This is a genomic window from Corynebacterium nasorum (assembly GCF_032821635.1).
Classification (GTDB): domain Bacteria; phylum Actinomycetota; class Actinomycetes; order Mycobacteriales; family Mycobacteriaceae; genus Corynebacterium; species Corynebacterium kefirresidentii.
Genome location: NZ_JAVBIE010000010.1, coordinates 50946 through 77411 on the forward strand (window position 1 = coordinate 50946; position 26466 = coordinate 77411).

A 26466-nucleotide genomic window follows, 5' to 3' on the forward strand; every position below is an offset into this window, starting at 1 on the left:
GATTCACAGCCACACAAAATGCTTCAACACCGGCGATGACTATTTTTACTCCACTCGCTGAACTTCCGCTTGGCCAGATCCATGGCTTGGCCGGTAATTTCGCCAGCTTGCATACGGCGATCGGCCCACATCTTTTCCTCGATCATTTTTTGCTGCGCGCGCTCATGCGCCGTGAGAGCGCGAATTTCACGCAACTGCTGCCGCTCAATCTGGCGCACGGATGGGGCGTGCCATGAGGAGGGGCCGACCTTGGCGACGTAGAGCATGATCCACAAAATTGGAATGAGGGCGGCTGCCACCGCGCCCCCGAGTAGAAGCCATGGGTTGCTCATGGTAGCGCTCAAGAAGATCAGAGTGGGGCTTGCTACTGCAAGCACCACAGAGCCGGAAAGGGCAGTGGCAAACTTTGGTTTCTTTCCTGCATTATGGGCGCGCGTGACGTCTCCCCGAGAATAAATCTTGACCTCGTGGGAACCACGCGCCGGAATATCTTGGAAGACGGGCACGAGGTCTTGGTGGGTGCTAGCGCGCATGACATCGTCCGAGCGGTCCTCGAACTCCTCCATGGTTAACCGGCCTTCACCCACGGCGCGGGCGAGGTCATTGATGGCATCGTTGCGCTCGGAATCGGACAGCCGCAGAGTCCGATTGACAGGGGAAGAACCAAAGTTATTACTCACGTTTTCCAGTCTAGGAAAATTCTGCCCTTCCAGGGACGTGCTCTCAGCGAACGCAGCCTATAGTTCCTTGGATTCAGCGTCAGGGCTCTTCTCGTCCTTCTTTTCTTGCTGGTTTCCGCCCACCAAGCTGGCCAAGAATGGGAAGATGGCGACGGTAAGCGCTCCACCGGAGACGAAGATCGAGGCATTCTCCGGCTCCATGATTCCGGAATTGACCGCCAGGGACGTTACCGCCACGATGATCGGCAGACCGGTGGCGGAATACAAACCTACTTGGAGGCGCTCGCGGAAGGTTTCAATATCAGATCCAGTATGCCCAACATTTTCACGCAAGAAGACGGGCAGGCCACGCGTCACCAAGATGAGAGCTGGAATGCCCAGTACCTTCCACGGATTATGAGCGATGGTATCCCAGCTAATGCTCATGCCAGAGACCACAAAGAAGACCGGAATAAGCATCGAATAAAACACCACATCGAGGCGGTGCTCTAGGCGGCGGTGGAACTCATCCGGGATAATACGGTTCAAAATGATGCCGGCAGCAAAAGCACCGAGCACAATATCGAGTTCAAAGACTGCGGTAACGGCCATAAGAATGGCCAGAATAAGGATGATAAGACGCAGAATCGTTTGGTTGGTTGAACCCGCACCAGAGATAAAGGCGGTCTTTACCCAAGGGATCGCTGATGCGATAGCCGCCGGCATGATGGCGACAGCAACGGCTATGATGATGAAGAACAACAAAATGATCATCGTCGTCAGCGTGGAACGAGTACCCAGCAATAGTGCCATTGCGGTAATAGGGGCGACCTCACCAATGGCACCGTGAATCATCACAGAGTTGCCCACTTTGGTGCCCAGAATGCGGTCCTGTTTCAGCATCGGCGTGAGCGTGCCCAGCGCCGTTGAAGTCAGTGCCAAGGCAACCACGATGGCACCTGGCACATTATCTACCAGGAAGTAGGCACCCACCCCACAGGCGAGGGCACAGATTGCCCAAGTGGATAACGCCGTTCCGGCTTCCTTTGTTTTGAGGGTGGAGATTTGAATTTCAAAGCCCGCGAGGAGAAATAACGCTCCCACGCCGAGCTCCTTGAGCATTTCGATGCCTTCGTCCTCGGCAGCGAGGTCGAGCACCGAAGGACCAATAATCATGCCGAAAATCAGCAAGAGGGCTACCGATGGAAGACGGTAGCCCAGCATATAAGAGATCAGCGGCGCCAGCAGGGCCGCGGCCATGATCCAAGCGAAAGAGACGAGGGAGTGTGTATTTTCGGTCGCGCCTGCTGCTAGCAGCAGGGCATCGGTAGGGAGTCCCGCATTAAAATGCATGGACTACAGCGTACGCACCCATGCCCCTGCGCGCCTACTCAGATTCAGGCGGCTGTGGCGCGCTTTCCGACGCCGGCGGTGCCGGAGTTGCAGGCGGCGTCGGTGCCGACGGAGCAGAAGGTGCACTTGGCGCAGGCGCAGCCGGTGCGCTTGGAGCTGCAGGCGCTGCGGGTGTGCTCGGCGGCGTTGGAGCGGCTGGTGCTTTCGGTGCAGGTGCTGCTGGGGCACTCGGTGGGGTAGGCGCGGTCGGTGCGGCGGGAGTTGCCGGCGCTTGGGGAGCTTGCGGTGCAGCTGGCGGCGTCGGTGCCGATGGAGCAGAAGGTGCGCTTGGCGCGGGTGCTGCGGGCGCTGCGGGTGCGTTCGGCGGCGTTGGAGCGCTTGGTGGTGTTGGAGCGGCTGGTGCTTGTGGTGCAGGTGCTGCCGGGGCACTCGGTGGGGTAGGCGCGGTCGGTGCTGCGGGAGCTGCCGGTGCTTGGGGAGCTTGCGGTGCAGCTGGCGGCGTTGGCGCTGATGGAGTAGAAGGTGCACTTGGCGCAGGCGCAGCCGGTGCCGCAGGGGCGGCGGGCGCGCTTGGTGCCGCGGGTGCGCTGGGAGCTGCCGGGGCCGAGGCGGAGGGGGCGGGAGCGTTAGGAGCGTCGGAAGTGGGGGCGTCGGCAAGCGGGGCATCATTGGTGCCGGTGGACTTCTGGTGGCGCACCGGAGTGGCAAGGAAGGCCTTGGGGTGGGGCTCAGGCAGGGTGCCGGTCTTGTCGAGGGAAATGGAATTGCGCAGCATAACTGCCACGTCATTGACCTTGGTGGTGGGGGCAGAATCCTGCGCCAAGGACTTCACGCCGCCGGTCATCATGACATTACAGAAGGGGCAGCCGGTGGCAATTTCTTCCGCGCCGGTTTCCAAAGCCTGTTCGGTGCGGAAGTCATTGATGCGGGTGCCAAGCTTTTCTTCCATGAACATGCGGGCACCGCCGGCGCCACAGCAGAAGGCCTCGTCGCGGTTCTTGTCCATCTCGCGCATTTCCACGCCGGTGGCCTCGAGCAGCTCGCGTGGGGGATCGAAGACCTTGTTGTGGCGGCCGAGGAAGCAAGGGTCGTGGTAGGTAATCGGTTTGCGGTTTTCCGGCGTACGCGGCACCGGCTTGAGCAGGCTTTCGCGTACCAGGCGGTTGAGCAGCTGGGTGTGGTGGAAGACGTCGAAATGCCCGTCAAAGTCTGGGTACTCGTTGCGGATGGTGTTAAAGCAGTGCGGGCAAGTGGTGATGATCTTGCGCTGGCCCTCCGGTACGCCGTCGAAGGCGTTGTTGAGGGTCTCCACGTTTTGCTGCGCCATCATCTGGAAAAGGAACTCGTTGCCAGCGCGGCGGGCAGGATCGCCCGTACAGGTCTCGCCGGTGGAGAGGACACCAAACTTCACGCCCGCGGTATGCAGCAGGTCTACGACCGCACGGGTGGTGCGGCGGCCGTCGTCATCATAGGCGCCGGCGCAGCCCACCCAGAGCAGGTATTCCATATCGGAGAAATCGGCCTCGTCCTCACCGATGATGGGCACGTCGATGCCATCGGCGCGGGCCTCATCGATCCAGGCGCGGCGCTCAGAATTATTCCGGCCCCACGGGTTGCCCTTGTTTTCCATGTTCTTGAATAGGCCGGTGAGCTCAGATGGGAAGTCAGATTCAGCGAGCACCTTGAAGCGGCGCAGGTCTGCGATGTGGTCGATGTGCTCAATATCGGTAGGACACTGATCCACGCACGCACCACAGTTGGTACAAGACCACAGCACATCATCATCGATAACGCCGGCCATGGACAGTACATCCAAGCCCTCGTGCGGGTTGTAGTTATCCAGCGCTCCCTGGCGCAGGTCCATCATGAGCTTTTTGGGGCTCAGTGGCTTCTCGGTATTCCAGGCTGGGCATAGCTCCTGGCAGCGACCACACTCGGTACATGAAGTGGAATCCAGCAGCATCTTCCAGCTGCCTGGTGTGATGTCCTCTTCCAAATCCGGGGTGGGCAAGGACTGCAGTGCCTTTTCACCGGTGGCATTGCGTTGGAAGAAAATATTGAAAAAGCTGGTGAAGCGGTGCCACATGACGCCCCACTGGAAATTGCGGGAGATAAAGACGATAAACAGCATGCCGGACAGCAGCTTGAACAGGGCGAAGAAGCTCACCAGGGCCGGTGACTCGGGGAAGAGCTTGGCCAAGTGGATACTCAAGAAATCCGCCCAGGCGGAACCGCCGCCGTAGGTGGCGATCTTGGTGGACTTCACCAAGATCATGCCGAGGCCCTCGGAAAAGACGATGAACTCTACCCAGCGTGCGGAGGCGGTCTGGGAGTTGAAGAAGCGGCTGCCACGCTCGGTATCGCCGAGCTTGAGGCGCACACCGATGAGGAAGCCAATGCCGAGCACCGTCGCGATGCCCAAGACTTCTTCCACAAAGTGGTAGACCGGCCAGTGGCTGAGCCACGGCCAGCCCTTATTCGGTGCGAAGGTTTGGATATAGGCCTCGAACCACACCAGGATGCCGAAAAGGAAGCCCACCATCACCAGCCAGTGGGCGGCATTGACCAGAGGTTTTCCCTTGAAATGGGAGTGGCCAAAGACCTCTGCAATCACGCGCCATAAACGCTTGCCTATATTGTCGGTGCGTTTGAGCTGGGTAGGCCCGCCCGAGCGGATGAACTTGAAGAGGGCCCATACGCGGGTGAAAAAGTACAACCACACCGGAATCGATGCGGCTATAGCGATCCAACCGAACACGGTGGTCATGCGTGCTCCTTTAAAACTGATGCTCCACGTTTCTCTCTACCTTAAAGCCTAGGGCTGGAAATCAGAGAGTCTGCATTCAGTGCGGAGGCGTGACGTCCTAATAACGAAAGCCGCCCTCAGCCTCTGCGCGATCGAACGCACGAGAAGCGATAGGCACCATACGCAGCTTTCGGGGCAGTACTGAGAATGCGACTCTGACGCTGCGAGAGAAAAGCTTGAGCCTGCGCGCGTCCTTCTTAGTCCACTCCCAACCCAGTTTGTTTCGCAGCTTGTCAGGAATGAGACCAATAGCTACCCACAACAAGAGGCGTGAAGCATATGGAGAAATAGGGCGCCACAGCCAGTTAGGGACTTTGGGATCAGGGCTGTCTAGTGTCAACCCATTGATAATGCGAGAACGCTCAATGGTTTCGCTTATTGAGAGCTCATCGATCATGCGATCCATGTATTTTTCATACTCGGCATATGACTTAGGTGCATCATCGGGTTCAGCGACGCCATAGAAGCTGTACCAAGTCCGAGTCTCCTGGAATAAACGCTCGCGCTCCTCGCTGCTCAGAGGGTTCATGAAATTGCCCGCCAAGGCATATGGCATAGCAGCGAAAGTGGCGTGCGCCCAGTAATAGACCTCAGGGTTTAGAGGGTGGTAGCGACTTCCATCGGGGTGAGTTCCCTTAATGTCTTTGTGAAAATCACGAATCATGATGCCAACTTCTGGGCCCTCATAAACTGTTCGAATAATTGGGAACGCAGAGCGGACCAAGCGGGCTACCTCATTGTCAAAGACATTGAAGTGCTGGACCAGGGAACGGCTAATGTCGCGGTGTGCAATTTGGAGAAGTCCGGCGGACAGAGCGACGAAAGCGGAACGCCAATCACCAAAACGCTGCCACAGTAAAGAATCTGGACCAAGCTCTGGGAGTTCCGGCTGGCTTGGATGGGCCGTGGAGTCAACGAAAGTAGTGCTGGTGGGATTGCTCAGGTTAGTCATCATGCCTCCTTGAGGGCGGTAGCTTTATTGCGCTGTTAGGTAGTGGAAGAGACGGTCTGGGCGTCATAGTTGCTAGCAGTTGTAAATGCGTGCGCGCCGGCGTCGAATCCTGCAAGGGTAGTTCGTATGCCGCGGACGGTACCCGGCTGAACTAGCCACTTATCGTGCTTTACAGTCAGTGCGCCTGGACCGCGAATCTCCAATTGGCGTACGTATCGACGGCAGTGATCAGCGCGCGCTTCTACTGCTGCGAGTGGATGCCGCTTCAAGTAAGAATCCTGTGGCACTGGCCCATCAACGAATAAAGTATTGGGAAGCCCCAGTACCTCAATTCCGTGATGAAGATATAAGTCATCGATCTTGGTATGCGGCCGTCCTGGAACTGAAATCCATGGTGAACTTTCTCCGGTAGCTCGGATAAGAACATCAAAAGATCGGGATTCAAGTCCCGATTCTCCACTGTAGGAAACGGTCCAGTGACCTTCTTCAGCATCGAATTCTGCTGCCGTTACCTCTGTCGAGCCGCGGAATATGGCACCGCTCGCTTCGACGGCAGCTTCGAGGTGCTGCGAAATCGACGCCGGTGACCCATCGGTTCTGGTCAGTCGAAGGTACGGGGTGCGAAAATGAAAAGACCGAGAGACCCTTGGCGCATTAGGCGAGGTGAACTGACCTCCGATCTCCGAGTTCTTATCAAAAAGTGTCGTGTCGAATCCGGCGAATGCGCACTCAGAGGCGGCAGCGCATCCTGTCACCCCGGCTCCAACCACGGCAACGGTTGGTCGGCGGTAGGGCTTGAACATTACTGTTCCTTTCGAGGTTGCAACGGTAGGGTGCGGAACCTTTCGTATCGAGTAGTGGATTTGGGGGGTTAAAACTATCGCGGGATGATATGTGATGATACACACATTTATTGGCCATGTGAAGCGCAGCACACAAATCGGGTAGTTGTGTGATGTCTTGGGAGGCTAGGGAAGAAAACGGAGAAACCTACCTAGGCGAAGGGCAGCGGTCATAAGGCTGCCGTAGAACCGGCGTGGTAGCCACCGCGGACCTCGCATCGGCATAATTCGCTGGGCGGAAATGTTCTTGGCCTCTGTGTACTTTGTCAGGCCTTCTTCACCATGGCGGCGAGCTACACCGGATTCTTTTACTCCTCCCAGTGGGGTAGAAATTGATGCCCACGTCGCGGCGTAACCGTCATTAATGGTGACACCTCCGGCGTCTATTCGTTCTGCGATGTCGCGCGCAGTCTCCGGCTTGCCAAACACGGATGCGTTTAGTCCATACGAGGTTTCATTTGCCAGGAAAATTGCCTCATCGATGTCACGAACTCGTTGGACAAAAACTACTGGTCCAAAGACTTCCTGGGTTGCCAATTTGATGTCCGCGCCCACATTGGTCAGAACAGTGGGTTCGAAATGATATGGACCGATGTCTGGTCGGGGCTTTCCGCCTGTAAGGACAGTTGCTCCTTTTGCTCTTGCATCATCAACCAATCCTTGCACTCGGTCCAGTTGCTCCGGACCGATCAAAGAGCCCATAGTGTAACCCCAATTCAGTCCCTTGCCTAAGACGATGGATTCCGTGGCTCTTTGAAAGGCTCTTAAGAATTCATCATAGATGGACTCAGGAACATATATTCGCTCGATGGATACACAGAGTTGTCCAGAATTGGAAAAGCAGGCCGTGGCTATGGTGTCAATATGCTTTTCGATGTCTGCATCGGGAGCAATAATCATTGGGTTTTTACCGCCAAGTTCAGCGGAGTACCCTACGAGCCGCTCACCCACCGTTTTTCCTAAAATCTTGCCGGTTTGGGTAGAGCCTGTGAACATGAGGTAATCGCACTTCTGTGAGATGGCACCACCTACAACTTCCCCAGAGCCCGTGACGATTTGTAGAACATCATGGGGAAGACCCGCCTCTTGGAGTAGGCGGAGAGAAATGAGATTTGAAAAGGGCGTGGACCAATCTGGTTTCGCTACCACTGCGTTTCCTGCAATTAGGGCTGCAATGGCATCAGAAATCCCCAGGGCGAGAGGATAGTTCCAAGGGCTAATCTGGCCCACGACTCCCTTGGGGAGCCTTTGTAGAGAAGTGCTGGTAATTAGGGGGAACGCCCCCGGCCGCTTAACGGTCGGTAGCAGTTTAGGGGCAATGTTGGCGTAGTAGCGTGCATTGTTAAGCACGTCGAGCACCTCGTCGTATGCAGCGGTGCGATCCTTGCCAGTTTCTAGCTGGATGAAATCCGCAAGGAGTTCTCGGTGCTTTCCCACAAGGCGGTGGAATCGCCGGAAAATCTTCACTCGGTCTTTGACGTCAAGTTCTGCCCAACCTTTTTGAGCTTTGCGGGCACGCAGAAAGGCTTCATCAACATCTGCGTGGGTTCCCGTTCCAACCCAGCCAAGTTCTTCATCAAAGAGTGGCGAGTTAACGGCATGGTGTTCACTGCTATCTAAGGAGCCGGTAGCGAAGTTTGTAGATAGTTGCTGCAGCTCCGATAAAAGGTCCTGAGGTAAGGGTCGTTCTTCCAGGCGGTGTGGTAATGGCATGAAAAGCTACTCCAGAAAGCTAAAGGTTCGTGAGCTGGTCTGCTCACGAACCCGGTGTGGATGAATTAGAACGGGCAGCCTGCAGCGCGGCGCGCTGCAACTGCGTCATTAGAATCGCCTTCGGCATTCGGTTTAGCCGTATCGGAAGCCTCGGCGGCTTCATTCTTGGGCTGGTAGGCCTGAATGGTCTTAGGCTCCTTGTATTTGCCCTCGATCATGCCGTTTTTGATCATTAGTGAGCGGCCCGGTTCCATGAAGCGCTTGTCCTCGGGGAGGAGAGTGAAAACCTTTCGAATAGCCTTAGCTATGCGATCGAAGCGCTTTTGGTCTCGCGAGGTCCATTCCAGATCCAGAATCCGGCGATACTTTTCTGGCAGGGTGCCAATAGTGAGCCAGATAGTGCTGCGCATGATCGGCTTCCAGATAATTTTCCACAACCGAGGCGGGACACCATCGGGGGCCTTGACTGGTTCTACACGAGCTGTGCGCAGCGCGAAGTCGACCGTCTCGTTGCGCTCAAGCACGTTTTCAACCATGTCATCCATATAGGCGACGAGATCGTCATAGTTGTCAATGACTGGGCGCTCAGACATGCCGTACTTATCCCACCACGTCACGCCTTCGCGGACCAGTTGATCGCGCTCAGCCTTGGTGAAAGGCGTGCCAAATAGATCCTGTGCATAAATAACGCGATAGACAAAGGTGGCGTGAGCCCACCAGTAAGTTTCCGGATTGAGGGAGTGGTATCGCTCGCCGCTTTGCAGGGTTCCTTTGATAGTCACGTGATAATCGCGGATGCGCTCGGCTAAGTCTCCATCGTCGTAGATGGACTGAATGATTTGCGGTGTGGAGCGTTGAAGGCGTGCGAAGGGCTCGTCAAAAAACTTGGAGTGGTCGAGCAGTGATTGTCCGATGGCCGGGTGCATATTCTGCAAAATTCCGGTGTACCCGCGCAAGAGCTGTAGGCGGTTGTCTGAGCCCCATTTCCAAAGCAGGGAGTCAGGACCTAATGGGGCACGGCGCAGCTTGCGCTTAGATTCGTTGTTAGCAGTGTCCTGGCTAGATTCACTAATTTCAGGAGAATTTTTGGAATCAGGCAAGTTAGACATTGGAAAGCCCTCTCTAAATGTTAACTATGGAATGTTATGTAGCGTATCACACACAGAGGGTTCCATGTTGCGTGAAGCACAAACTGGTACCGAGGGGCATGTTATTGGGGTGGACGAGACCTGTGGGGGTGTGCTCTTCCGAGCTGGGGGTTTATTGCGACCGATCTCGCTTCCGTTTCAAAGTTCCGAAAGCGAAGGGGCGTGCTTATTTATTAGATGGTTTGGTGAATTATGTAATTGGGAGCGCAAGATTGTGTCCCACGTCTCAGCTTGTGTTAGAATGTGAAAAATTACTAGTAAAGGCAATTTTGAGCTAGCTGTGTGATTGTCTTAATGATCACGTGGCTTCTTGGCACAATGGAGATCTTCAGAGCAGCGAGAGCGGCGGGAAGCCTTAGCTCTGCATAGGTTATTTTTGTTAGAGAAAGGTCCCTTCATGGGCAGAATAAGCATTCCAAAATTTGCGGTGGCGCTGACTGCTGGGTTGGCGGCTTTTGGTGTAACCGGATTTGCGGTAGCGCAAGGTGGTTTGACTGCAAACCTGGCCCTTTCAGGTACTTTTTTTAAAGTCTCCATGAGTCACTTGGAAGGCGAGGGGCTGTCTATCTTTGTGGACAAGGACGATATGGCTAAGGAAACAGTTCCTGCAGCGCGTTTGAAGTTCGAGCATGCCTTGGCTTCAAATCTTTGCTTGTCGGCGACGATTCCAGACGTTCCTGGCGTCGGCGAGACCACTCTTGCGTTGCGAGCCGAAGGTGATAACAGTGTTGAGGTGCGAAACCTGCTGGTTGGGGCAACGGACATCAAGGGTCAACTAGATCTGACCAATGCCAACGTGGGTATTGATGCGCACCAAGTAAATGATCGCGCAGCACCTGGCGCGTGGGGACTGAACTCCGAAAAGGTGGTATTGAGCGCAGATGACATCCGCACCACCTCCGTGGGGGCTGAAAAGCTTTCTGCAAAGGGCGTAAACGTGGATGTAAAGAGAGGACACGAGAATGGCTGCTAGTTCTTCGCAAGAAGAAACCCTCAGCATGCCGGTGGTAGAGGACAAAGACAAGGTCTCTGACAGTGATGTCCAATCTGGGTTGCAAGAAGAGACCGTGGAAGAAGGAAATCTTGGCGAGGAAAAGCGTGGAAGGTGGGAGCGCTTTAAAATTTGGCGGAAAAAGCGTCCTTTCGCTGGCGGGCTTTTATTAATTCTTTCCGGGGTAGTTATCGCCGCCCCTGCCTATATAACGATCCATATTTCGGATCTACTGGTGATGATCTCTACCGTTTCCGGTGTTTCTACCCTGCTCATCGGTGCCCTACTTATCATGTTTGGTTTAGGGGCTTGGTTTAGGCAGGAAACGGCAACCTACGTTGGCGTGCTGGGAATTCTAGTTGCAATCGTTGCTTTGCCGACCTCCAATATTGGAGGGTTTGTTATCGGCTCGCTCTTGGGGATAATCGGCGGCGCACTCACCTTTGCTTGGCAGCCTAGAGAACGGGGAAGGGTAAAGGGCTGAGTATGGGCACCCAATCTTTCAAACAGTTGTTGTCCCATTCGTCGCTTGCTCTAAAGACTAGCGCGGCCGTTGTGGTGTGCTCCGCAGCAGTTGTGTGCGCCGTAAGCGACCCGGAGGAATCCAGTGCCCAAGAAGCTTTGGCTTTAGCCCAGTCGGAGCACAGCATCGTCACCGCAGACAAGGTCACACTGACTGGCAACGTACGCGCTTCGCTTGTGACTGTGCCTTCCGTGAATGGTGAAGAGCGAGCCTTGAAACTCGTGGGTGACAAGTTGGTGGCACGCGGACTTTCTTTGACTCTTCCTGGCGCTACGGGGCAGGGAAAATTGACTACTGGCGACGCCGAGACAACCGTGACGGATGGTCCGGTCACGGTTCTCGCTTCGGGACTGAGGGCCACCCCTGCTGTTGAAAATACGCCAACAATTCCGGTGGACATTGATTTAGGGGCCGAAAACGTCAACGATGTGCTCGACCAACTGGGGGTGCCCAAGCCACACTCAGTTCCGGACGCTAACATTCCTGACCCCCTCATGGAACACATTGCGCTCGAGGACGTCACCATGGAGCTGGTGAACCTCACCGGCCATAAGTTCAACGCTCCCCGAGTTCAATTGAATATAGGCGGGTAGCAGCTCGCAGCCTTTAGCCTTGGGCGAACTGGGATTGATGCAGGCGCCAGTACGCCCCCTGGGCATTGAGCAGATCGTCGTGCGAGCCCTGTTCAACGATGGTGCCGTTTTCCATGACGAGGATGAGATCGGCATCGCGAATAGTAGACAAGCGGTGGGCGATGACGAAGGAGGTGCGATCTGCGCGCAGTGCGTTCATCGCTTCTTGGACGAGTACCTCAGTGCGGGTATCGACCGAAGAGGTGGCTTCGTCGAGAATGAGCAGCGCGGGCTGGGCCAAAAACGCGCGGGCAATGGTGATGAGCTGGCGCTCGCCGGCCGAGATGGCGCCGCCGTCTTGATCGATAATGGTGTCGTAGCCCTCGGGCAGCGCGTGGACGAAGCGGTCCACATAAGTCGCTTTAGCTGCGGCGATGACTTCCTCATCCGTCGCGTCCAAGCGGCCGTAGCGAATGTTGTCCATGATCGACCCTTTGAAAAGCACGGCGTCCTGGAGCACCATGCCCACCTGGGAGCGCAGTGTCTGGCGGGGCATGCGGGCGATATCGTGCCCGTCAATGAGAATCTGACCGCCGTCTAATTCATAAAAGCGCATCAGCAGGTTGACCAAGGTTGTTTTGCCGGCTCCGGTGGGGCCGACAATGGCCGCGGTCTGGCCGGGCTCCACGCGCAGGTTGAGGCCGGTGATGAGTTCTTTATCCTCCGAGTAGGAGAAACCAACGTCTTGGAACTCAACGAGTCCGCGGGCGCGGCCGGGGAGGTCCTCGTCGGTGGTGTCAGGGGCTTGTTCTTCGGCGTCGAGAAGCTCAAAGACGCGTTCGGCCGAGGCCACGCCGGATTGGACCTGCTGCATCATGCCACCAAGCTGGCCCAGCGGCTGGTTGAACTCGCGAGAATACTGGATGAAAGCAGTGGCTGCGCCCAAAGTCATGTGGCCATTAGCCACGCGCAGGCCACCCAAGACCGCGATGGCAACATAGGACAGATAGGACAGGAACTGCATGATTGGCATCATGCTGCCGGAGAGGAATTGTGCTTTTGCCGCGGAGCGGTAAAGCTCTTCGTTGCGCTTATCAAATTCCTCCGTCATTGCTTCTGTGCGGCCGAAGACGATGGCAAGGTCATGGCCGGAGAAGGATTCCTCTACCTGGCCATTGAGCTGTCCGGTAGAGCGCCATTGCGTTTTGAATTGGCGCTGTGAGCGGCCGCCGATGACCCCGATGACTAGTGCGGTAAGCGGCAGAGCTAGGAGAGCAACCAGTGCGAGCTGCCAGGAAACACTAAACATCATGATGGTGATGCCAATGACCAAAAGCGCGTTATAAAACAGCTGCGAGAGTGCTTGCTGCAGGGCCTGCTGTACGTTGTCGATGTCATTAGTGGTGCGCGAGAGGATATCGCCGCGTTGCTGGGAATCAAAGTAGTTCAGCGGCAGCGCGTTCACCTTCGCTTCAACGCGCTCACGCAGGTCAAATACGGTATCCATGCTCACTTTGTTGAGAATGGCCCCCTGCCACCATTGGAAGCCGGAAGAGACGATATACATTGCGATAACGGCAATGATGAGCGTACCCAAGCGGTGAAAGTCAATGCCTTCGCCCGGGATGAAATCCATGGCGGAGGCCATGTCTGCGAAGCGGTCCTGTCCTTGCGCACGCATGCCATCGATAGCTTGTTGGGCGGTTATATCGGCGGGAAGGTTACGGGAGATAACTCCGGCGAAGATGACATCCATGGCCTTGCCCATGACCTTGGGTGCCACAACTGCCAAAAAGATACAGACAATATTCATCGCTGCTACGGCCCACAGGCGACGCTTGTATGGGGCAAGCAAGGAAAAGAGGCGCTTGATGGAGGGCCAAAAATTCTTGGCTTGGCGCGGAGCAGATTCGCCCATGGGGCCGGTGGAGTGCTCCGTGGACTCGGCGGTGGAGGCGGTATTTTCAGCCATTAGTTCGCGCCTCCTGCAGCAGCGGCGGTTTCTTGGGAATCAACAATTTCTTGGTAAACGGCGCAACGCCCAAGGAGCTCCTCGTGTGTGCCGCGGTCAACAATGCGGCCGGCATCGAGTACCAGGATTTGGTCGGCATCGCGAATGGATGCCACGCGCTGGGCGACGATTATGCTGGTCACCGGTTGCTCACGCTTAGCGAAGGAAGCCTGCATTGCGGCGCGTACCTTGGCGTCGGTAGCCACGTCCAGCGCGGAAAAGGAATCATCAAAGAGGTAAACCAGCGGGCGGGCAACTAACATGCGTGCGATGGATAGGCGTTGGCGCTGGCCGCCGGAGACATTGGTGCCGCCTTGAGCGATAAGCATGTCTAGGTCCTCCACGAAATCAGCCTGGGCTACGCGCAGCGACTCCCAGAGCTCCTCATCGGTGGCTGCGGGGCGGCCAAAGCGCAGGTTCGAGGCCACTGTCCCACTAAACAGGTAGGCCTTTTGCGGTACTAGGGACACGCGCTGGACGATGTCCTGGCGGGCCAGGGAGGTCGTCGGGGTGGCGTCGATAAGCACCTGGCCTTTCGTCGGAACATATAGGCGCGGGATAAGGGAAATTAGGGTGGTCTTGCCCGAGCCGGTCGAACCGATGATGGCCGTAGTGGTGCCGGGCTGGGCGGTAAAGGAAATATTTTCTAGCACTGGCGCATCCGCACCAGAATAGGAAAAGCCCACGTTGCGGAATTCCACCGTGCCCGTGGCCGTGTCCGGGGTAGTTGTAGTGCTAGGCGGAGTAATGGATGGTTCGTGTTTGAGGACCTCGGTAATGCGGCGTGCACAGATAATGGCGCGGGGCAGCATCATCGCCATGAATGTTCCCATCATTACCGCAGCGAGAATTTGGAGCAGATATTGCAAGAATGCGGTGAGGGATCCGACATTGACCAATCCCTCGTCTACGCGGTGACCGCCAAACCACAGCACCGCGCCCGTGGCCACGTTGAGGATCACCGTAATGAGCGGGAACATCACCACGAAAAGGCGGCCAATGTTCAGGGACAGGCGGGTAATTTCCTTATTGGCTTGGGTAAATCGCTCGGTTTCATAGGCCTCACGCACGAAGGCGCGCACCACGCGAATGCCGGTAATTTGCTCGCGCAGGGTGCCATTGATGGCATCCAGCTTGTCCTGCATGATGCGAAAGAGTGGCATGAGACGGGCAATGATGACGGAAATCGTGCCGAGCAATACTGCCACGGACACCCACACCAGCCAGGACAGCCCGGCGTCTTCGCGCATGGCCATGATGATGCCGCCGATGGACATGATCGGCGCGGTTACCATGAAGTTGAGCATCATCATATAGACCATTTGCACCTGCTGAACGTCATTGGTGCCACGGGTGATAAGCGTAGGCGTGCCAAAGCGGCTCATATCCTCAGTAGACAAGGAATTGACGTGGCGAAAGACTTGGCTGCGCACGTCTCGGCCTACGCCCATGGCGGTGCGGCTGCCGCACCATACGGCGCCAATGGCGGTGATGACTTGGGCAAAAGCAACGGCAAGCATGATCCCACCGGTGTGCCAAATGAAATCCACATCGCCTTGGGCCACGCCTTCATCAATGATCTTGGCATTGAGCGATGGGAGGTAGAGTGTGGCGGCCGTGGAGAGGGCCTGAAGCACGAGCACTGCTATGAAATACGGCGTGTATGGTGCCGACCGTCGTATGAGAATGCGAACCAGATCCATGGACTCGCGCCCCTTTCCTTGCCGTGGCTGGGTAGCCGTGCAAGTTTATATCTAGGGTGAGCGGGGCGCTAGTCTGAGTCTTCCTTTAAATCCCCACATGCGCCAGCTGGGCGCGGGTGATGACGCTGGGCCAATCCTCGAAGTCTTCGAGGGGAGCGCATAGTCCTTCCCAAGTGGTAACGGCCACGCCGCGGGCCTTGAGCTCGAGAATGAGCAGATCGCGGTCGCCAGAAGAGGCCAGGCGGTGGATTTCGTTATGGGTGATATCGCCGTCGGGCCCTACGTGCACGTTGCCGATGAGGCGGAGCCGGGGAGTGGTGCCGGGGCCGCAGTGGGATCCTGAGACGGCGTCGGCAAGCACGCCTGCAAGGCCGGCAAAGCGTCGAAGTAGACCGAATGGTGCGGTGCATTTGGTAATGAGGTCCACACACATGCCGGCGCTGATAAGCTTTTCGACGGTGGATAGGGCTGCCGGGCCCTCCCCGATGATGGCTATACGCTGCATGGAAGTGCCTCCTTGTGTGGGGCGCAAATACCCCGCAATAGACTGTCTTGTCTGTAAATCTAGTCCGCTTGGTACGGATTGGAAACTTTTTATTCGCAGCTCCCGCCAAGCTCAGCGGCTTTTCGCGCATAATCTCCTGCACCGCCTTGGGGTTTTGCCTAATGTGTGACGGCATGAACCCAACAACGAACCTGCTGGACGGTGGCAAGAACTACCGTGACCCCAGCATCTCCCCAGAAGGCACGCGGGATACCGCGCCGCTGGACGCCGAGGTAGCCGCGCGCAACCAGCAATTGGTAGACCAGTGGGCGGATAAGCTGCACGATGCCTCTGCCGAAACCATCACCGAATGGGCCGCCGAGCACGCTCCCGGCCGCCTTGCGGTGACCATGTCCATGGAAAATACGGTCTTGGCCGAGCTCGCCCACCGCGCCGGGCTCGATGCGGATCTGCTTTTCATCGATACCGGCTGGCACTTCCCGGAAACCCTCCAGGTGGCCGATGAGGTAGAAAAGCGTTACTCGGACCTGCCCCTAGTCCGGGTGATGCCGCTATTGAGCCCAGAAGAACAAGATGAGGTCTACGGCCCGCGCCTGTATGCCCGCGATACCGCGGCCTATAACCGCATGCGCAAGGTCGAGCCGCTCAATATGGCGATGGACCCGTATGCCGGCTGGGTTACCGGCCTGCGCCGCGCCGATTCCGAGCACCGCGCCACCGCCCCGGCGCTGAGCTTGGATCGCACCGGACGATTGAAGATATCGCCCATCATCACCTGGGATCTAGACGATACAGACCGCTATATCGAAGACAACGACCTCATCATCCACCCACTCACCCTGCAGGGATACCGCTCCATCGGCTGCGCCCCGCTGACCTTCCCAGTTGGCGAAGGCGAAGATGCCCGATCCGGGCGCGTATTTGCAGACGGCAAGACAGAATGCGGGTTACACGAATAATGAGCACACTTTCCCCACACCTCAAAGACCTTGAAAACGAGTCCATCCACATCCTGCGCGAGGTGGCCGGCCAATTCGACAAGGTAGGCATCCTCTTTTCTGGCGGCAAGGATTCCGTTGTTGTTTTCGAGCTAGCCCGCCGCGCCTTCGCTCCGGCCACGGTTCCGTTCGAGCTCGTCCACGTCGATACCGGGCATAACTTTCCCGAGGTCATCGACTTCCGCGACCGCCTGGTAGAAGAATCCGGCGCGCGCCTGCACGTGGCCCGCGTCCAAGATTGGATTGACCGCGGTGACCTGCAGGAGCGCCCCGATGGCACCCGCAACCCGCTGCAGTCGGTGCCGTTGGTAGAGACCATCGCCGAGCGCGAGTATGACGCCGTATGCGGCGGCGCCCGCCGCGATGAGGAGCGCGCCCGTGCCAAGGAGCGCATCTTCTCCATCCGTGATTCCTTCGGCGGCTGGGATCCCCGCCGCCAGCGCCCTGAACTCTGGGATCTATACAACGGCGGCAAGATGGCCGGCGAAAACGTCCGTGTATTCCCTATTTCCAACTGGACCGAGTCCGATATTTGGGAATACATCGGCGCCCGCGAACTGGAGCTGCCCTCCATCTACTACTCCCACGAGCGCGAGGTATTCAAGCGCAATGGCATGTGGCTAGCCCCTGGTGAATGGGGTGGCCCGGCCGAGGGCGAGGAACTAGAAACCCGCACCGTGCGCTACCGCACCGTGGGCGATATGTCCTGCACCGGTGCCGTGGAATCTACCGCATCGACGCCGGATGAGGTGCTGGCGGAGATTTCCATTTCCACCCTTTCTGAGCGCGGCGCCACCCGCGCCGATGACAAACTCTCTGAGTCCGCTATGGAGGACCGTAAGAAGGAAGGCTACTTCTGATGACGACCACCCTCGCGCCAAACGTCGGCGCCCTCAAGCAGCGTGATACCCTGCGCCTGTGCACCGCCGGCTCCGTCGATGACGGTAAGTCCACCTTCGTCGGCCGCCTGCTCTATGACACCAAGTCCGTGCTCGCGGACCAGGTCGAGTCCATGGAGCGCACCTCCACCGACCGCGGCTTCGACGGAATGGACCTTTCTTTGCTTGTCGACGGCCTGCGGGCCGAGCGTGAGCAGGGAATTACCATCGACGTGGCTTATCGCTATTTCGCCACGGATAAGCGCACCTTCATCCTCGCCGATACCCCGGGGCACGTGCAGTACACCCGCAATACGGTCACCGGCATGTCTACCTCGCAGGTAGTGGTGCTTCTTATCGACGCCCGCCATGGCGTCGTCGAACAAACCCGCCGCCACCTCAACGTCGCCGCCCTCCTCGGCGTGCGCCACGTGGTCCTCGCGGTGAACAAGATTGACCTCGTGGACTACGACGAGCAGGTCTTCCGCGATATTGAGTCCGAGTTCAACCAGATCGCCGCGCGCTTAGACATCACCGATACCACCGTGGTGCCGATTTCCGCGCTCAAGGGCGATAACGTGGTTGAGCGTTCCTCTAATATGCCCTGGTACACCGGACCGACCGTTCTCGAGGTTCTCGAGACCGTCCCCGTGGCCACTGGCCGCGCCGATGAGCTGGATTTCCGTTTCCCCATCCAGTACGTCATCCGCGAGCACGCCTCCGATTACCGCGGCTACGCCGGCCGCGTGAAGGCAGGCTCCATCTTCGTGGGCGATGAGGTCCACCTGCCCGAGGGCCGCACCAGCACCATCACCCAGATCGACACCGCCGACGGCCCCGCCGACTCCGCCGCCACCGGCGACTCCGTGACGTTCCTGCTTGCCGACGACATCGACCTCGCCCGCGGCGATCTCATCGCTGGGTCCCAACGCCCCGCGGCCAGCCGCGAGTTCGACGCCACAGTGGTGGGCCTGACCGAAAAGGACATCAAGCCCGGCCAGATGCTCAAGCTGCGCTACGGTTCCTCCCTGGTCAAAGCCCGCATCGCCGCCATCACCCGCACCCTGGACCTCGATGGCGTTTCCGATGTTGAGAACCCCGAGTCCGTCGCTATGAACGACATCGCCCACATCACCATCCAGACCCAAGCCGAGCTACCTGTCGAGGACTACGCCGCCCGCGGCGCGGTGGGCAACTTCCTGCTCATCGACCAATCTTCCGGCAACACCCTCGCCGCCGGCTTCGTGGGCCATCGCCTGCGCTAGTCGTTCTTCGTGCCGCTGCTGCTTCTCTCACCGCGCATCATTATGATGCCCGTGACTCCGAGCAGTAGCGGCGTGGAGATACCGAACACCGTAGGCCCTACTACGGTTAAGTTCACGATCAGCAGGACAACCGCCGCCACCAGAGCGAAAGCTCCGAACTTCTGCTGAAACGTCTTCTCGCTCATTACTATCTCTCCTTCGGCTACGCTTTGGCCACGATAACCTGCTCCTAGTTCCCCGCGAAAGCCTAGAACGCGGCCACTTTTGGCTGCCGCGCCCCCCTTTAGGCTTTTGGTACTTATGGGAAGAATACTTCTCCCACAGCGGGGCCTAGTTCTGAGAAAAATTCTGGAGTGTTGCCGGCGACCTTTCCCTGCCATTGGATTTTGTCATCTTCGTTGTAGTCCAATGCGCTGGCCAGCGTATCTCCGGCTAATCGGTCTAACCAGCCTTCTATAGCGGTTTCTTCTTCCGACATGGCAGAACCAGGTCCCGGAAGAACCGTCATTTCCACTCCCACATACGCAATCCCTCTCGGTTTCGAGACTGTGAAAATGGCGTATGCGAGTCCTGCAGTTCTCCACACCGCCCGAAGCTCTACTGCAGCCGGAGAAAGCCCATTGTCTCCTGCGTAGTATCGCTTTAGTAGGCAGTTCATCTTCTCCGCGAATTCTGTTGAATTCCAGCCATCAGTCATCTTCATTATTCCTCTGGGGATAAGGTCTTGATATTCACGGCGGCGATTAACTGTTTAAAGAGCCCAGATTCTTTTCTAATTTTCTGCATTCCAGAGCTTGCTGTATTCGTCCGCAATCAGGGGCCACATAAAAGAGCATGCTTCGTCGTAGGAGCGTACATCGGTAATGGCATGGCCGCTGATAACTAGGTCGTGGTAAATCAAGCGACCTGATTCATCATGGCGTTCCTCTGGATCTGGAAACCTTAATGCCAAGTGTCCATTGCAGCGCTCAAACACGTGGCGGGAGTTTTCAAAGCCCGAAAATGCCTCAAGATATGGCGGCAATGGGTCCTTATAGCCGCCATCGAGTAAGAACTTATGGCCCCAGTGTTTGCCTCGCGTAGCCCAGATTATTTCCATCGCGGCGACCTTTCGAGAATGTCGTTGTCGATGCTCTCGCGCAATTTCATGACGAAATCTGTAAGCAACAATTCCTTAAATGCATGCTTTTCCACCGCATTCTTTCGAGCCTCGGCAATCACCGGAATGGCTGCAGACATGAGCGGGTCAACCAGACCAGCGATACCTTGAGCCTTGGCCAGGAAATTAAATGGCATCTTGTTTACTTTGCCAAGCATCGCAAAAGCCGATTGTGCTATACCAAGTCCCCTTTTCACCATCTTTTCGTCCGCTAGGCCAGCCGGGAGAAGGCGCAATACATTCCACCGCTGGTAGCGCTGGATAGGCAAAATCGTAGATAACGGAAGCAAGGCGTCGACGCCTTTGTGCTTTTCTAAATCAATTGTGCCGTTCTTGAACTCAGCTGAAGAGATGACGATGTAGTCCTCTCCGACGGATAGAGCCTCGTCGCCGTTGACGAAATCTGCCAGAACTTTGCGCAGCGCGTTCAGTTCATCAGCGGCATGAAGAACGACGAGCTCATGGAGCCTGTGCGCATCCAACTCCGGCATGAGGTCGGCTTTAGAAAGCGCGATAACCCAGATGCGGGGAAACTGCTGCAGCCGTTCATTGTCAGCAATGATGTCGGATTTAATGCCCAGCAATGTGTTCCGGAAGGTGCCGAATAGTGACTTGAGGTAGCGATCTTCGTCGCCTTCGTGGTCGAGCAGCTTTTGTGCGTCAACCAAAACCAGAGCGACATCTGATTGGATCAGCTGGCGGAAAGTATGAGCCCGATCATTTCGTTCGCTTTCAGAGCTGACCTCTGACTCGAACCATTCGCCTGGATAGTCATGCCAAGTAATGCCAATGTGCGAAGTCTTCTTCTTCGCGTCCAAGGGCTGTGACTCTGGGACGAATTTAAAACCGAATGGAGAGGAAACAAACTTATCCTGCATCGGAGCTTGGGCTTGCTCCTTCATTCCCAAGTATTTTTGGAGCAGTTTATTTCCGCGCGCAGAATCGTCCGCTAGGAATCTGTACCCGTTCTTATGGATAGTCGATGGCTCGTGGAGGCGGCCAAAGAGTGAGGAAAGAAGGACTGTCTTTCCGCTTCCAGCCTGACCAAAAACTGCGATGTGCTGGTGAATTTGTTGTTTGCTCATAGTGCGAAAATACATCAGCTGAAAACATCATGCCTGACGCCTGCGAGAAATTCTTCAGAGGCCAAGGGGCGGGTAAAAGCGGTGGATTGATTACGCCTTTAGCTGCCTACAGATGTTGGCGGTACGTCGCCGGACATGATGACCTTTTTCTGGCCTTCATCCCAGCGGAAGCCAGCGTCAGTCGTACCGGAGCGGTTCGCGTTGCCTTCGCCTTCGCGCGGCCAGTGGTAGGTTACCGCGATCTCGGAGTCACTGACGCGCTCAATAGTGGGGGCGAATCCATAGGGCTTTGCCGTTGCGGTGCCTAAATATTCGCCATGGTTAAACAACATAATGTGGAAGGGTGAAGAACTAGTTCCTCCCTCAACCATCAGCGTTTCCCACGATAGAGATGCACAGGGATCGTAGCCTGAGGAATCGAAAAGCTGCCATCCGATGGTGCCCCACGGAGCTACTTGGGATACGCCCTCGGAGAAAGCAGCTTGGGCATCTGCCGCGCCACACGACGAAGTGGTGTCGGCTTCCGGGCTCGGCTGCTCGTCATCCATCATCACGTTCGGTGGCACCGGCCGAGTAGGTTCTTCTTCCGCCGCAGCAGAGTCAGTGGGTGATTCTTCCGGCTTGGCATCGCTACTTTCTTCCGTAACGGACATTGACGCCGACTCAACCGAAAACTCCTGTGCGGTTGTATCCGACGTTTCGTCATCGCAGGAAGCCAAGGAGAAACTAATAAGAGCGGCGCTCGCTGCAATGCTTATACGGCTTATTCGGCCTAGGTGGGCAGATGATTTAGGCATAAGATATTGCTTTCAAATTGAGGCGGTAGATGAAAAGTCAAAGGGGTGCACGCTGCGTTGTAGCGGGTGTAGGGAGACAACGCAGCAGAAGGGGAGTGACAGGGAATCGAACGCGGAATCGGGGTTAGCAGGGGTCAGAGAAATCCGCGTCATTATTGAGGGAACGGGCATTACCGCCATACTTGGCCTTGAGTTCGCAAACCTTTTCCACGCTGTGGCCGGCTTCGTAGATGATGGCATAGACAGAGCCGCTCTCAGTACGGCTGCGCAGGGAACTACATGCGCCGCCCCGGATTATCTTGGAACCTGGGTACTTTTTGTGCACTCGGTAGGGCTCGGAAATCGGATCAGTTGCCGGCGGGATGATGACCGATTCCGCGATGAGTACGTAGCTGCCATCGCATTCGCCGTACCAATAATCTTCTGGCGGAAACTCCTCCTCGGCGGTAATGGGCCTGTCGCGAACCTTTGGAGTTTGCGTTTGCTGTGCATCGCAGAGTTGGAGCTGGTTGGTCAGCTGCTTCGGGGCGCCAGCCGTGTCCAACTTGCCCTTGTCGTAGCACTGATTGACGGAGTCTCCAGTCGTATTGTCAGACCGATACAACTTCCACTCATTATCGGTCCAGTAGAACAGTCCATAATTTGAGGATTGCTTTTGGGCCATGTAAAGCCAGGTGCCATCGCAAAACAGCTGAAGCGTGCCAATTGGAACGTCCATTAGGTCATCGGCTAGCGTTCCACACTTCTCCTCTGTGGAAGGTCCAGTGCTAGCGCTCTTAGCTTGTGTAGACGCAGCTTTCTTTTCAAGAGTGGATTCTTCTTCAGAAGCCGCTCCTTCGGTAGTTTCCTCGCTGCTGTTTTCTTGAGAATGAAAATTCGGTTCAGCGCTGCTCGAACCATCAGAATCCTTGTTTCCCGTTAGCGCCCAGGCGCCACCGCCAATAAGCGCAATGATGGCGAGAGCGGCAACGACAATAATGGCGGTGCGCGTGCCTTTGCCTGAAGATCCAGTGCTTGTTCCTGTGCCGGGGTCCTGCATAGGGGAGGCAGGCCCGTTCGAATCTGAAAGTGGGGTTGAGTCTGGTGGACCCCAAGAATTCTTGTCGTTCAAAGGTAAGGCTCCTTTGTGCGCTGTCCAGAAAGAGAAATGCGAAAGAAAGAGAATGATTAAGAATCATTCCGCGTCATACTATAGGCATAAGAGTTGCAAAGATTCTCTCGAATGGGACTATGAAAGGGGTATTTGCAACGTGCCACTTTTCTATTATGTAACTCGTAGGGATTAAGTAAGTCATAATCTGTCTGACCGAAAAACCAACAGCGACCAAGCTGAGAAGTCCCAAAACCTCCTAGAAGGGCTTCAACTGATGCCTGCTTTCCGAGACAAGACCCAAATGAAGGAAACCGGGGAGGCCAATGTCCGGCTTAATCCCAAGCATGACCAAGAAATAAATCCCCGATGAGGGGGAGGAAGGAGCCCTCGTGGGGCTGGACCGCAATCTCAACGCCGCGGAATTGCATGCAACTCGCAACCGGGTGAGCGTATCCCCGGATCTCATCCGCCGCTTGGGTGGAGCCCTAGGCTATGACGCAATCGAGGCCTTTGGCTCCGAAGCACCGGCGGAATTGAATAAGGTCTTTGATTTGGGAGACATCATCGATCTGATGCTGCTTAGCCAGCTGTCGGACATGGAAGTCGCGCCGGGAATGGAGCAGCAGGTGGAGGGGGACGTCGCCAAGCAGCTGCTGCGGCGCATCAGTGCTGGTGATTACTTGACGCGCCAACAGGTGCATGACCGCCTGCCACGGGCGACGGTGATGCTCTACCGCATGGGGCATCCGCGGCTGTGGGCTTTTGCCGCGCGCCAGCGCCTGCCCCAGGACGCGCACAAGGCAATTCCGGGGTCCTTTCACCGCGATATCACCGGGCCGTATACGACGCCGGAAGAGGCATGGCTGGGCATGTACGTGGCAGATGCTACGCGCCTGGGTGAGCTAAATACGCAGGTAGAAGATGCGGGGCTAGACGAGGACAGACAACAGCGCCTGCGGCTGGGTATGAGCCTGGCTGATACCTACCGCCAAGTCTGGAGCTCCGCGCGCGGCCATTGGCGCGTTAGCCCTCAGACGCGTTATATCGTGCCCTCGCGCTTTGGCTATTGCCCGTATGTCTTTCGGGTGGCCGAGGGCGGGTGGCGCCGCGATTCCTTCGATGGGAGCCACGATCGCTTTATGGCAACTGAAGGCTATTGGATTGACGTGGAGCGCGAGCGGCTCATTCACCTTGGCGCGCCTGATCCGCACGACGCCTGGCTACCCACGGCACAGGTGGCCGCCGAAGCCCCCACGGAGGCCGACCTGGCGGTCGCGCGCGTGCTCAGCGGGAAAATTATCGCACTCGGTGCTGGCCAGAAGAATATTACGATTCGCCTGCGCCAGAAGAACCGCACGTTGAACTTCGATTAGGGCGGGCAGGTATTCTCACAGGCATGGAGAATCTCAACGGACGTACCCTTTTTGTCGCCGCTGTCGATGCGGAGGCCGCGCACATTCCGGAGGGCGAGCCCCTGCTCATTACTGGAATCGGCACGGTTCCAGCGGCCATTGCCCTAACGGAGGCTCTTGCCGACGCCCGCGCTAATGGCGCCCTTCCCGAGCGCGTGGTCAATATCGGCACGGCCGGCGCGCTTGTCGACGGCATGGCTGGCGTCTTCGAAGTAGGCAAGGTCACCAAACACGACTTCAAGCTCGAGGTGCTTACCGATATCAACCGCTACCTGCTGCCAGAGGTCATCGAGCTGGAAACCTCCGGCCGCTTGCCGGTTCGTGGGCTGGCCACGGGCGATATGTTTGTCTCCGATACCGCCCTGCGCACTGAGCTGGCCCAAAAATCCCAGCTCTGCGACATGGAAGGCTATTCCATTGCCGCAGTATGCCAGCGCTTCGACGTGCCCTGCACCCTGCTCAAGCAGGTCTCCGATTCCGCGAATGAGGAGTCCAAGGGCACGTGGGCCAACGTCCTCGACCGAGGCGCGCGCCAGCTCGCCTCGGCCGCTACGGATCTAGGCTTTCTGCGCTAAATACTAAAGCGCGCCGGCGGAGGGCCGGCGCGCTGCTTGTGGTCGCTGAGTCTTAGCTCAGCGGGCTCATGGACTGGTAGAGCTGCTCTACCATATCGCGTGGAGTCTCGTCATGTTCGTAGGTGACGTCGCTGAAGTCTTCAGGATCATCCTTGGAGCCGGTGATGATGTCTATATCTGAAGGCTCGACTTCCCCGGAGCGCAGCGCAGCCATTTCGGCGTGGTAGCGCACGACAACGGCAATGGTTGCGGCCACGGGGACGGCGAGGAACGCGCCAACAATGCCGGCCAGGGTGGAGCCAACGGTCACAGAGAGTAGGACGACCGTGGCGTGCAGGCCCATGGCCTTGGACTGCAGCAATGGTTGGAGGACGTTGCCTTCTACTTGCTGAACGATGATGATAACTGCCAAAGCAAGAAGCGCGTTGGTTAGTCCATTGGATACCAGAGCGATAATAACTGCCAAAGCACCGGCGGTTACGGCACCGATGATGGGGATGAAGCTGGCGAAGAAGGTCACCACGGCGATGACGAGTGCTAACGGAACTTGCAGAGCCCACAGGCCAAGGCCGATAAGTATAGCGTCCACCATGGCCACGGCGGCTTGGGCCTGGATAAAGCCGGACAAGGTCTTCCAGATGCGCGCGCCCAGCTCAGTGACATGCCAGCCGGTGGAGTTGCCGGTGTACTTGCGCAGCCAGGGCAGGAATTTGTCGCCATCTTTGATGATGAAGAAGGTGACAAAGAGCATGATCAGCGCGGCCACGACGATGGAGCTGGCCATGGAGAAACCAGAGATGACGCCGGTGGCGATGGTGGATGCTTGACCCTTGGCAAACTTGACCACGTCTTGGAGCACGGATTGCAGCTGGTCGCTTCGGATATCGATGGGGGATTTTTCCACCATCTCCGTCAGCTGGTTAATGCCATCCTCGGCTTGGTCAATGAGCGTTTGGCTTTGGCTGGTGACCACTGGGGCCATGGCGGCAAAGACGCCGCAGAAGATAATGATCAGGCCGAGCAAAGTGCTCACGGCCGCGAGTGAGCGCGGGAATCCCTTGCCGCGCAGCCAGGCGCTGACTGGGTAGAGCACCGTGGAGACAAGGATGGCGAGCAGGACAGGGAGCAGGCCTACCCAGATGAACTTGAGCAAATAGCCCGCCAGGGCCAAGCCGGCGACGATGAGGATAAAGACCACCGAGACCTTGGCCATGGTGCGGAAGTCCTTGGCCAGGATGGCAGATTTATCATCGCGCTCAGCGGGGTGCTCGCTGGCGGCTTCTGCACCGAGATGCGCATCATCATAAGCGACGAGGGTATGCGAATCTTCTTCGCCTGGCTTCTGGATTTGCGTTGCGGTGCCTTGTTCCTGCGCAGACGGGCGCTGGGCCTCGTCGCGGGAAGATGAATTATGTGATGTAGACAT

Annotated in this window: 25 protein-coding genes and 1 pseudogene; 8 read left to right on the forward strand and 18 right to left on the reverse strand. The window is 57.0% G+C overall.

Going from position 1 to position 26466, the window contains the following annotated elements; genetic code table 11:
- Window positions 1–23: 23 nt before the first annotated feature.
- From RAE07_RS08915 to RAE07_RS08945, 8 genes and pseudogenes are all read right to left on the reverse strand, one after another.
- A complete protein-coding gene (locus RAE07_RS08915; RefSeq protein WP_317001709.1) occupies window positions 24–680 on the reverse strand; it encodes a DUF1707 domain-containing protein in 657 nt (218 codons plus the stop codon).
- A gap of 57 nt (window positions 681–737) precedes the next feature.
- The gene (locus tag RAE07_RS08920) at window positions 738–2012 is read right to left on the reverse strand and encodes a cation:proton antiporter (protein ID WP_317001710.1); all 1275 of its coding nucleotides are present in this window, start codon (window positions 2010–2012) and stop codon (window positions 738–740) included.
- Between the two features lie 34 nt (window positions 2013–2046).
- On the reverse strand, window positions 2047–4779 hold the full coding sequence (locus RAE07_RS08925; RefSeq protein WP_317001711.1) for a (Fe-S)-binding protein: 2733 nt from the start codon (window positions 4777–4779) through the stop codon (window positions 2047–2049).
- 97 nt (window positions 4780–4876) lie between these two features.
- A complete protein-coding gene (locus RAE07_RS08930; RefSeq protein WP_317001712.1) occupies window positions 4877–5773 on the reverse strand; it encodes an oxygenase MpaB family protein in 897 nt (298 codons plus the stop codon).
- Window positions 5774–5805: 32 nt separating this feature from the next.
- A complete protein-coding gene (locus RAE07_RS08935; protein WP_232212560.1) occupies window positions 5806–6039 on the reverse strand; it encodes a hypothetical protein in 234 nt (77 codons plus the stop codon).
- Window positions 6040–6426: 387 nt separating this feature from the next.
- Window positions 6427–6573, reverse strand: a pseudogene (locus tag RAE07_RS11950) (FAD-dependent oxidoreductase); the annotation flags it as partial.
- 165 nt (window positions 6574–6738) lie between these two features.
- Window positions 6739–8325 (reverse strand): succinic semialdehyde dehydrogenase, encoded by a 1587-nt coding sequence (locus RAE07_RS08940; protein ID WP_317001713.1) that lies wholly within the window; start codon window positions 8323–8325, stop codon window positions 6739–6741.
- A 65-nt stretch (window positions 8326–8390) separates the two neighbouring features.
- The gene (locus RAE07_RS08945; RefSeq protein ID WP_248100023.1) at window positions 8391–9434 is read right to left on the reverse strand and encodes an oxygenase MpaB family protein; all 1044 of its coding nucleotides are present in this window, start codon (window positions 9432–9434) and stop codon (window positions 8391–8393) included.
- Window positions 9435–9870: 436 nt separating this feature from the next.
- Between RAE07_RS08945 and RAE07_RS08950 the strand changes: the two genes are divergently transcribed.
- Genes RAE07_RS08950 through RAE07_RS08960 form a run of 3 tightly spaced genes read left to right on the forward strand, consistent with a single transcriptional unit; the run spans window position 9871 to window position 11580 of the window.
- Window positions 9871–10446, forward strand: coding sequence for a DUF6230 family protein (locus RAE07_RS08950; RefSeq protein WP_023020029.1), 576 nt, complete (start codon window positions 9871–9873; stop codon window positions 10444–10446).
- A gap of 25 nt (window positions 10447–10471) precedes the next feature.
- Complete coding sequence (locus RAE07_RS08955; protein ID WP_248100028.1) at window positions 10472–10948, forward strand: DUF6114 domain-containing protein; 477 nt, start codon at window positions 10472–10474, stop codon at window positions 10946–10948.
- Window positions 10949–10950: 2 nt separating this feature from the next.
- Entirely contained in the window at window positions 10951–11580 is a 630-nt protein-coding gene (locus RAE07_RS08960) for a hypothetical protein (RefSeq protein ID WP_317001714.1), read from the forward strand.
- Between the two features lie 13 nt (window positions 11581–11593).
- Here the strand turns inward: RAE07_RS08960 and RAE07_RS08965 are convergent, their stop codons facing one another.
- From RAE07_RS08965 to RAE07_RS08975, 3 genes are all read right to left on the reverse strand, one after another.
- Window positions 11594–13531, reverse strand: a complete 1938-nt coding sequence (locus RAE07_RS08965; RefSeq protein ID WP_317001715.1) for an ABC transporter ATP-binding protein — start codon at window positions 13529–13531, stop codon at window positions 11594–11596.
- The gene (locus RAE07_RS08970) at window positions 13531–15273 is read right to left on the reverse strand and encodes an ABC transporter ATP-binding protein (RefSeq protein WP_317001716.1); all 1743 of its coding nucleotides are present in this window, start codon (window positions 15271–15273) and stop codon (window positions 13531–13533) included. Before RAE07_RS08970 ends, RAE07_RS08965 begins: the two co-directional genes overlap by 1 nt.
- Before the next feature lie 85 nt (window positions 15274–15358).
- The gene (locus RAE07_RS08975; RefSeq protein ID WP_317001717.1) at window positions 15359–15778 is read right to left on the reverse strand and encodes a methylenetetrahydrofolate--tRNA-(uracil-5-)-methyltransferase; all 420 of its coding nucleotides are present in this window, start codon (window positions 15776–15778) and stop codon (window positions 15359–15361) included.
- A 173-nt stretch (window positions 15779–15951) separates the two neighbouring features.
- On the opposite strand from RAE07_RS08975, the gene RAE07_RS08980 reads away from it, so the two are divergent.
- From RAE07_RS08980 to cysN, 3 genes are read left to right on the forward strand one after another with little or no spacing between them, the layout of a single operon-like run.
- On the forward strand, window positions 15952–16737 hold the full coding sequence (locus RAE07_RS08980) for a phosphoadenylyl-sulfate reductase (RefSeq protein ID WP_317001718.1): 786 nt from the start codon (window positions 15952–15954) through the stop codon (window positions 16735–16737).
- Window positions 16737–17636 carry a sulfate adenylyltransferase subunit CysD gene (gene cysD / locus RAE07_RS08985; RefSeq protein ID WP_317001719.1) on the forward strand — a complete coding sequence of 300 codons (900 nt, stop codon included), beginning with the start codon at window positions 16737–16739 and terminating at the stop codon, window positions 17634–17636. Before RAE07_RS08980 ends, cysD begins: the two co-directional genes overlap by 1 nt.
- The gene (cysN, locus tag RAE07_RS08990; RefSeq protein WP_317001720.1) at window positions 17636–18919 is read left to right on the forward strand and encodes a sulfate adenylyltransferase subunit CysN; all 1284 of its coding nucleotides are present in this window, start codon (window positions 17636–17638) and stop codon (window positions 18917–18919) included. The genes cysD and cysN overlap by 1 nt, the downstream gene beginning before the upstream one ends.
- Here the strand turns inward: cysN and RAE07_RS08995 are convergent.
- The 6 genes from RAE07_RS08995 to RAE07_RS09020 form a co-directional block, all read right to left on the reverse strand.
- On the reverse strand, window positions 18916–19104 hold the full coding sequence (locus RAE07_RS08995) for a hypothetical protein (RefSeq protein ID WP_317001721.1): 189 nt from the start codon (window positions 19102–19104) through the stop codon (window positions 18916–18918). The two genes, cysN and RAE07_RS08995, sit on opposite strands and share 4 nt — an antisense overlap.
- A gap of 113 nt (window positions 19105–19217) precedes the next feature.
- Window positions 19218–19622: a hypothetical protein gene (locus RAE07_RS09000; RefSeq protein ID WP_317001722.1), complete on the reverse strand. Its 405-nt coding sequence runs from the start codon at window positions 19620–19622 to the stop codon at window positions 19218–19220.
- Between the two features lie 69 nt (window positions 19623–19691).
- On the reverse strand, window positions 19692–20018 hold the full coding sequence (locus RAE07_RS09005; protein ID WP_086588807.1) for a hypothetical protein: 327 nt from the start codon (window positions 20016–20018) through the stop codon (window positions 19692–19694).
- Window positions 20009–21163: a TRAFAC clade GTPase domain-containing protein gene (locus RAE07_RS09010; protein WP_317001723.1), complete on the reverse strand. Its 1155-nt coding sequence runs from the start codon at window positions 21161–21163 to the stop codon at window positions 20009–20011. The genes RAE07_RS09005 and RAE07_RS09010 overlap by 10 nt, the downstream gene beginning before the upstream one ends.
- 98 nt (window positions 21164–21261) lie before the next feature.
- A complete protein-coding gene (locus RAE07_RS09015; protein ID WP_317001724.1) occupies window positions 21262–21816 on the reverse strand; it encodes an LppP/LprE family lipoprotein in 555 nt (184 codons plus the stop codon).
- 268 nt (window positions 21817–22084) lie between these two features.
- A complete protein-coding gene (locus RAE07_RS09020; RefSeq protein WP_317001725.1) occupies window positions 22085–23071 on the reverse strand; it encodes a hypothetical protein in 987 nt (328 codons plus the stop codon).
- Between the two features lie 371 nt (window positions 23072–23442).
- Between RAE07_RS09020 and RAE07_RS09025 the strand changes: the two genes are divergently transcribed.
- Together RAE07_RS09025 and RAE07_RS09030 are read left to right on the forward strand one after the other, a co-directional pair.
- Window positions 23443–24426 carry a hypothetical protein gene (locus RAE07_RS09025; RefSeq protein WP_317001726.1) on the forward strand — a complete coding sequence of 328 codons (984 nt, stop codon included), beginning with the start codon at window positions 23443–23445 and terminating at the stop codon, window positions 24424–24426.
- A 23-nt stretch (window positions 24427–24449) separates the two neighbouring features.
- On the forward strand, window positions 24450–25040 hold the full coding sequence (locus RAE07_RS09030; protein ID WP_200288580.1) for a nucleosidase: 591 nt from the start codon (window positions 24450–24452) through the stop codon (window positions 25038–25040).
- 52 nt (window positions 25041–25092) lie between these two features.
- Here RAE07_RS09030 and RAE07_RS09035 read toward each other — a convergent pair whose 3' ends face one another.
- Complete coding sequence (locus RAE07_RS09035) at window positions 25093–26466, reverse strand: AI-2E family transporter (protein WP_200288581.1); 1374 nt, start codon at window positions 26464–26466, stop codon at window positions 25093–25095.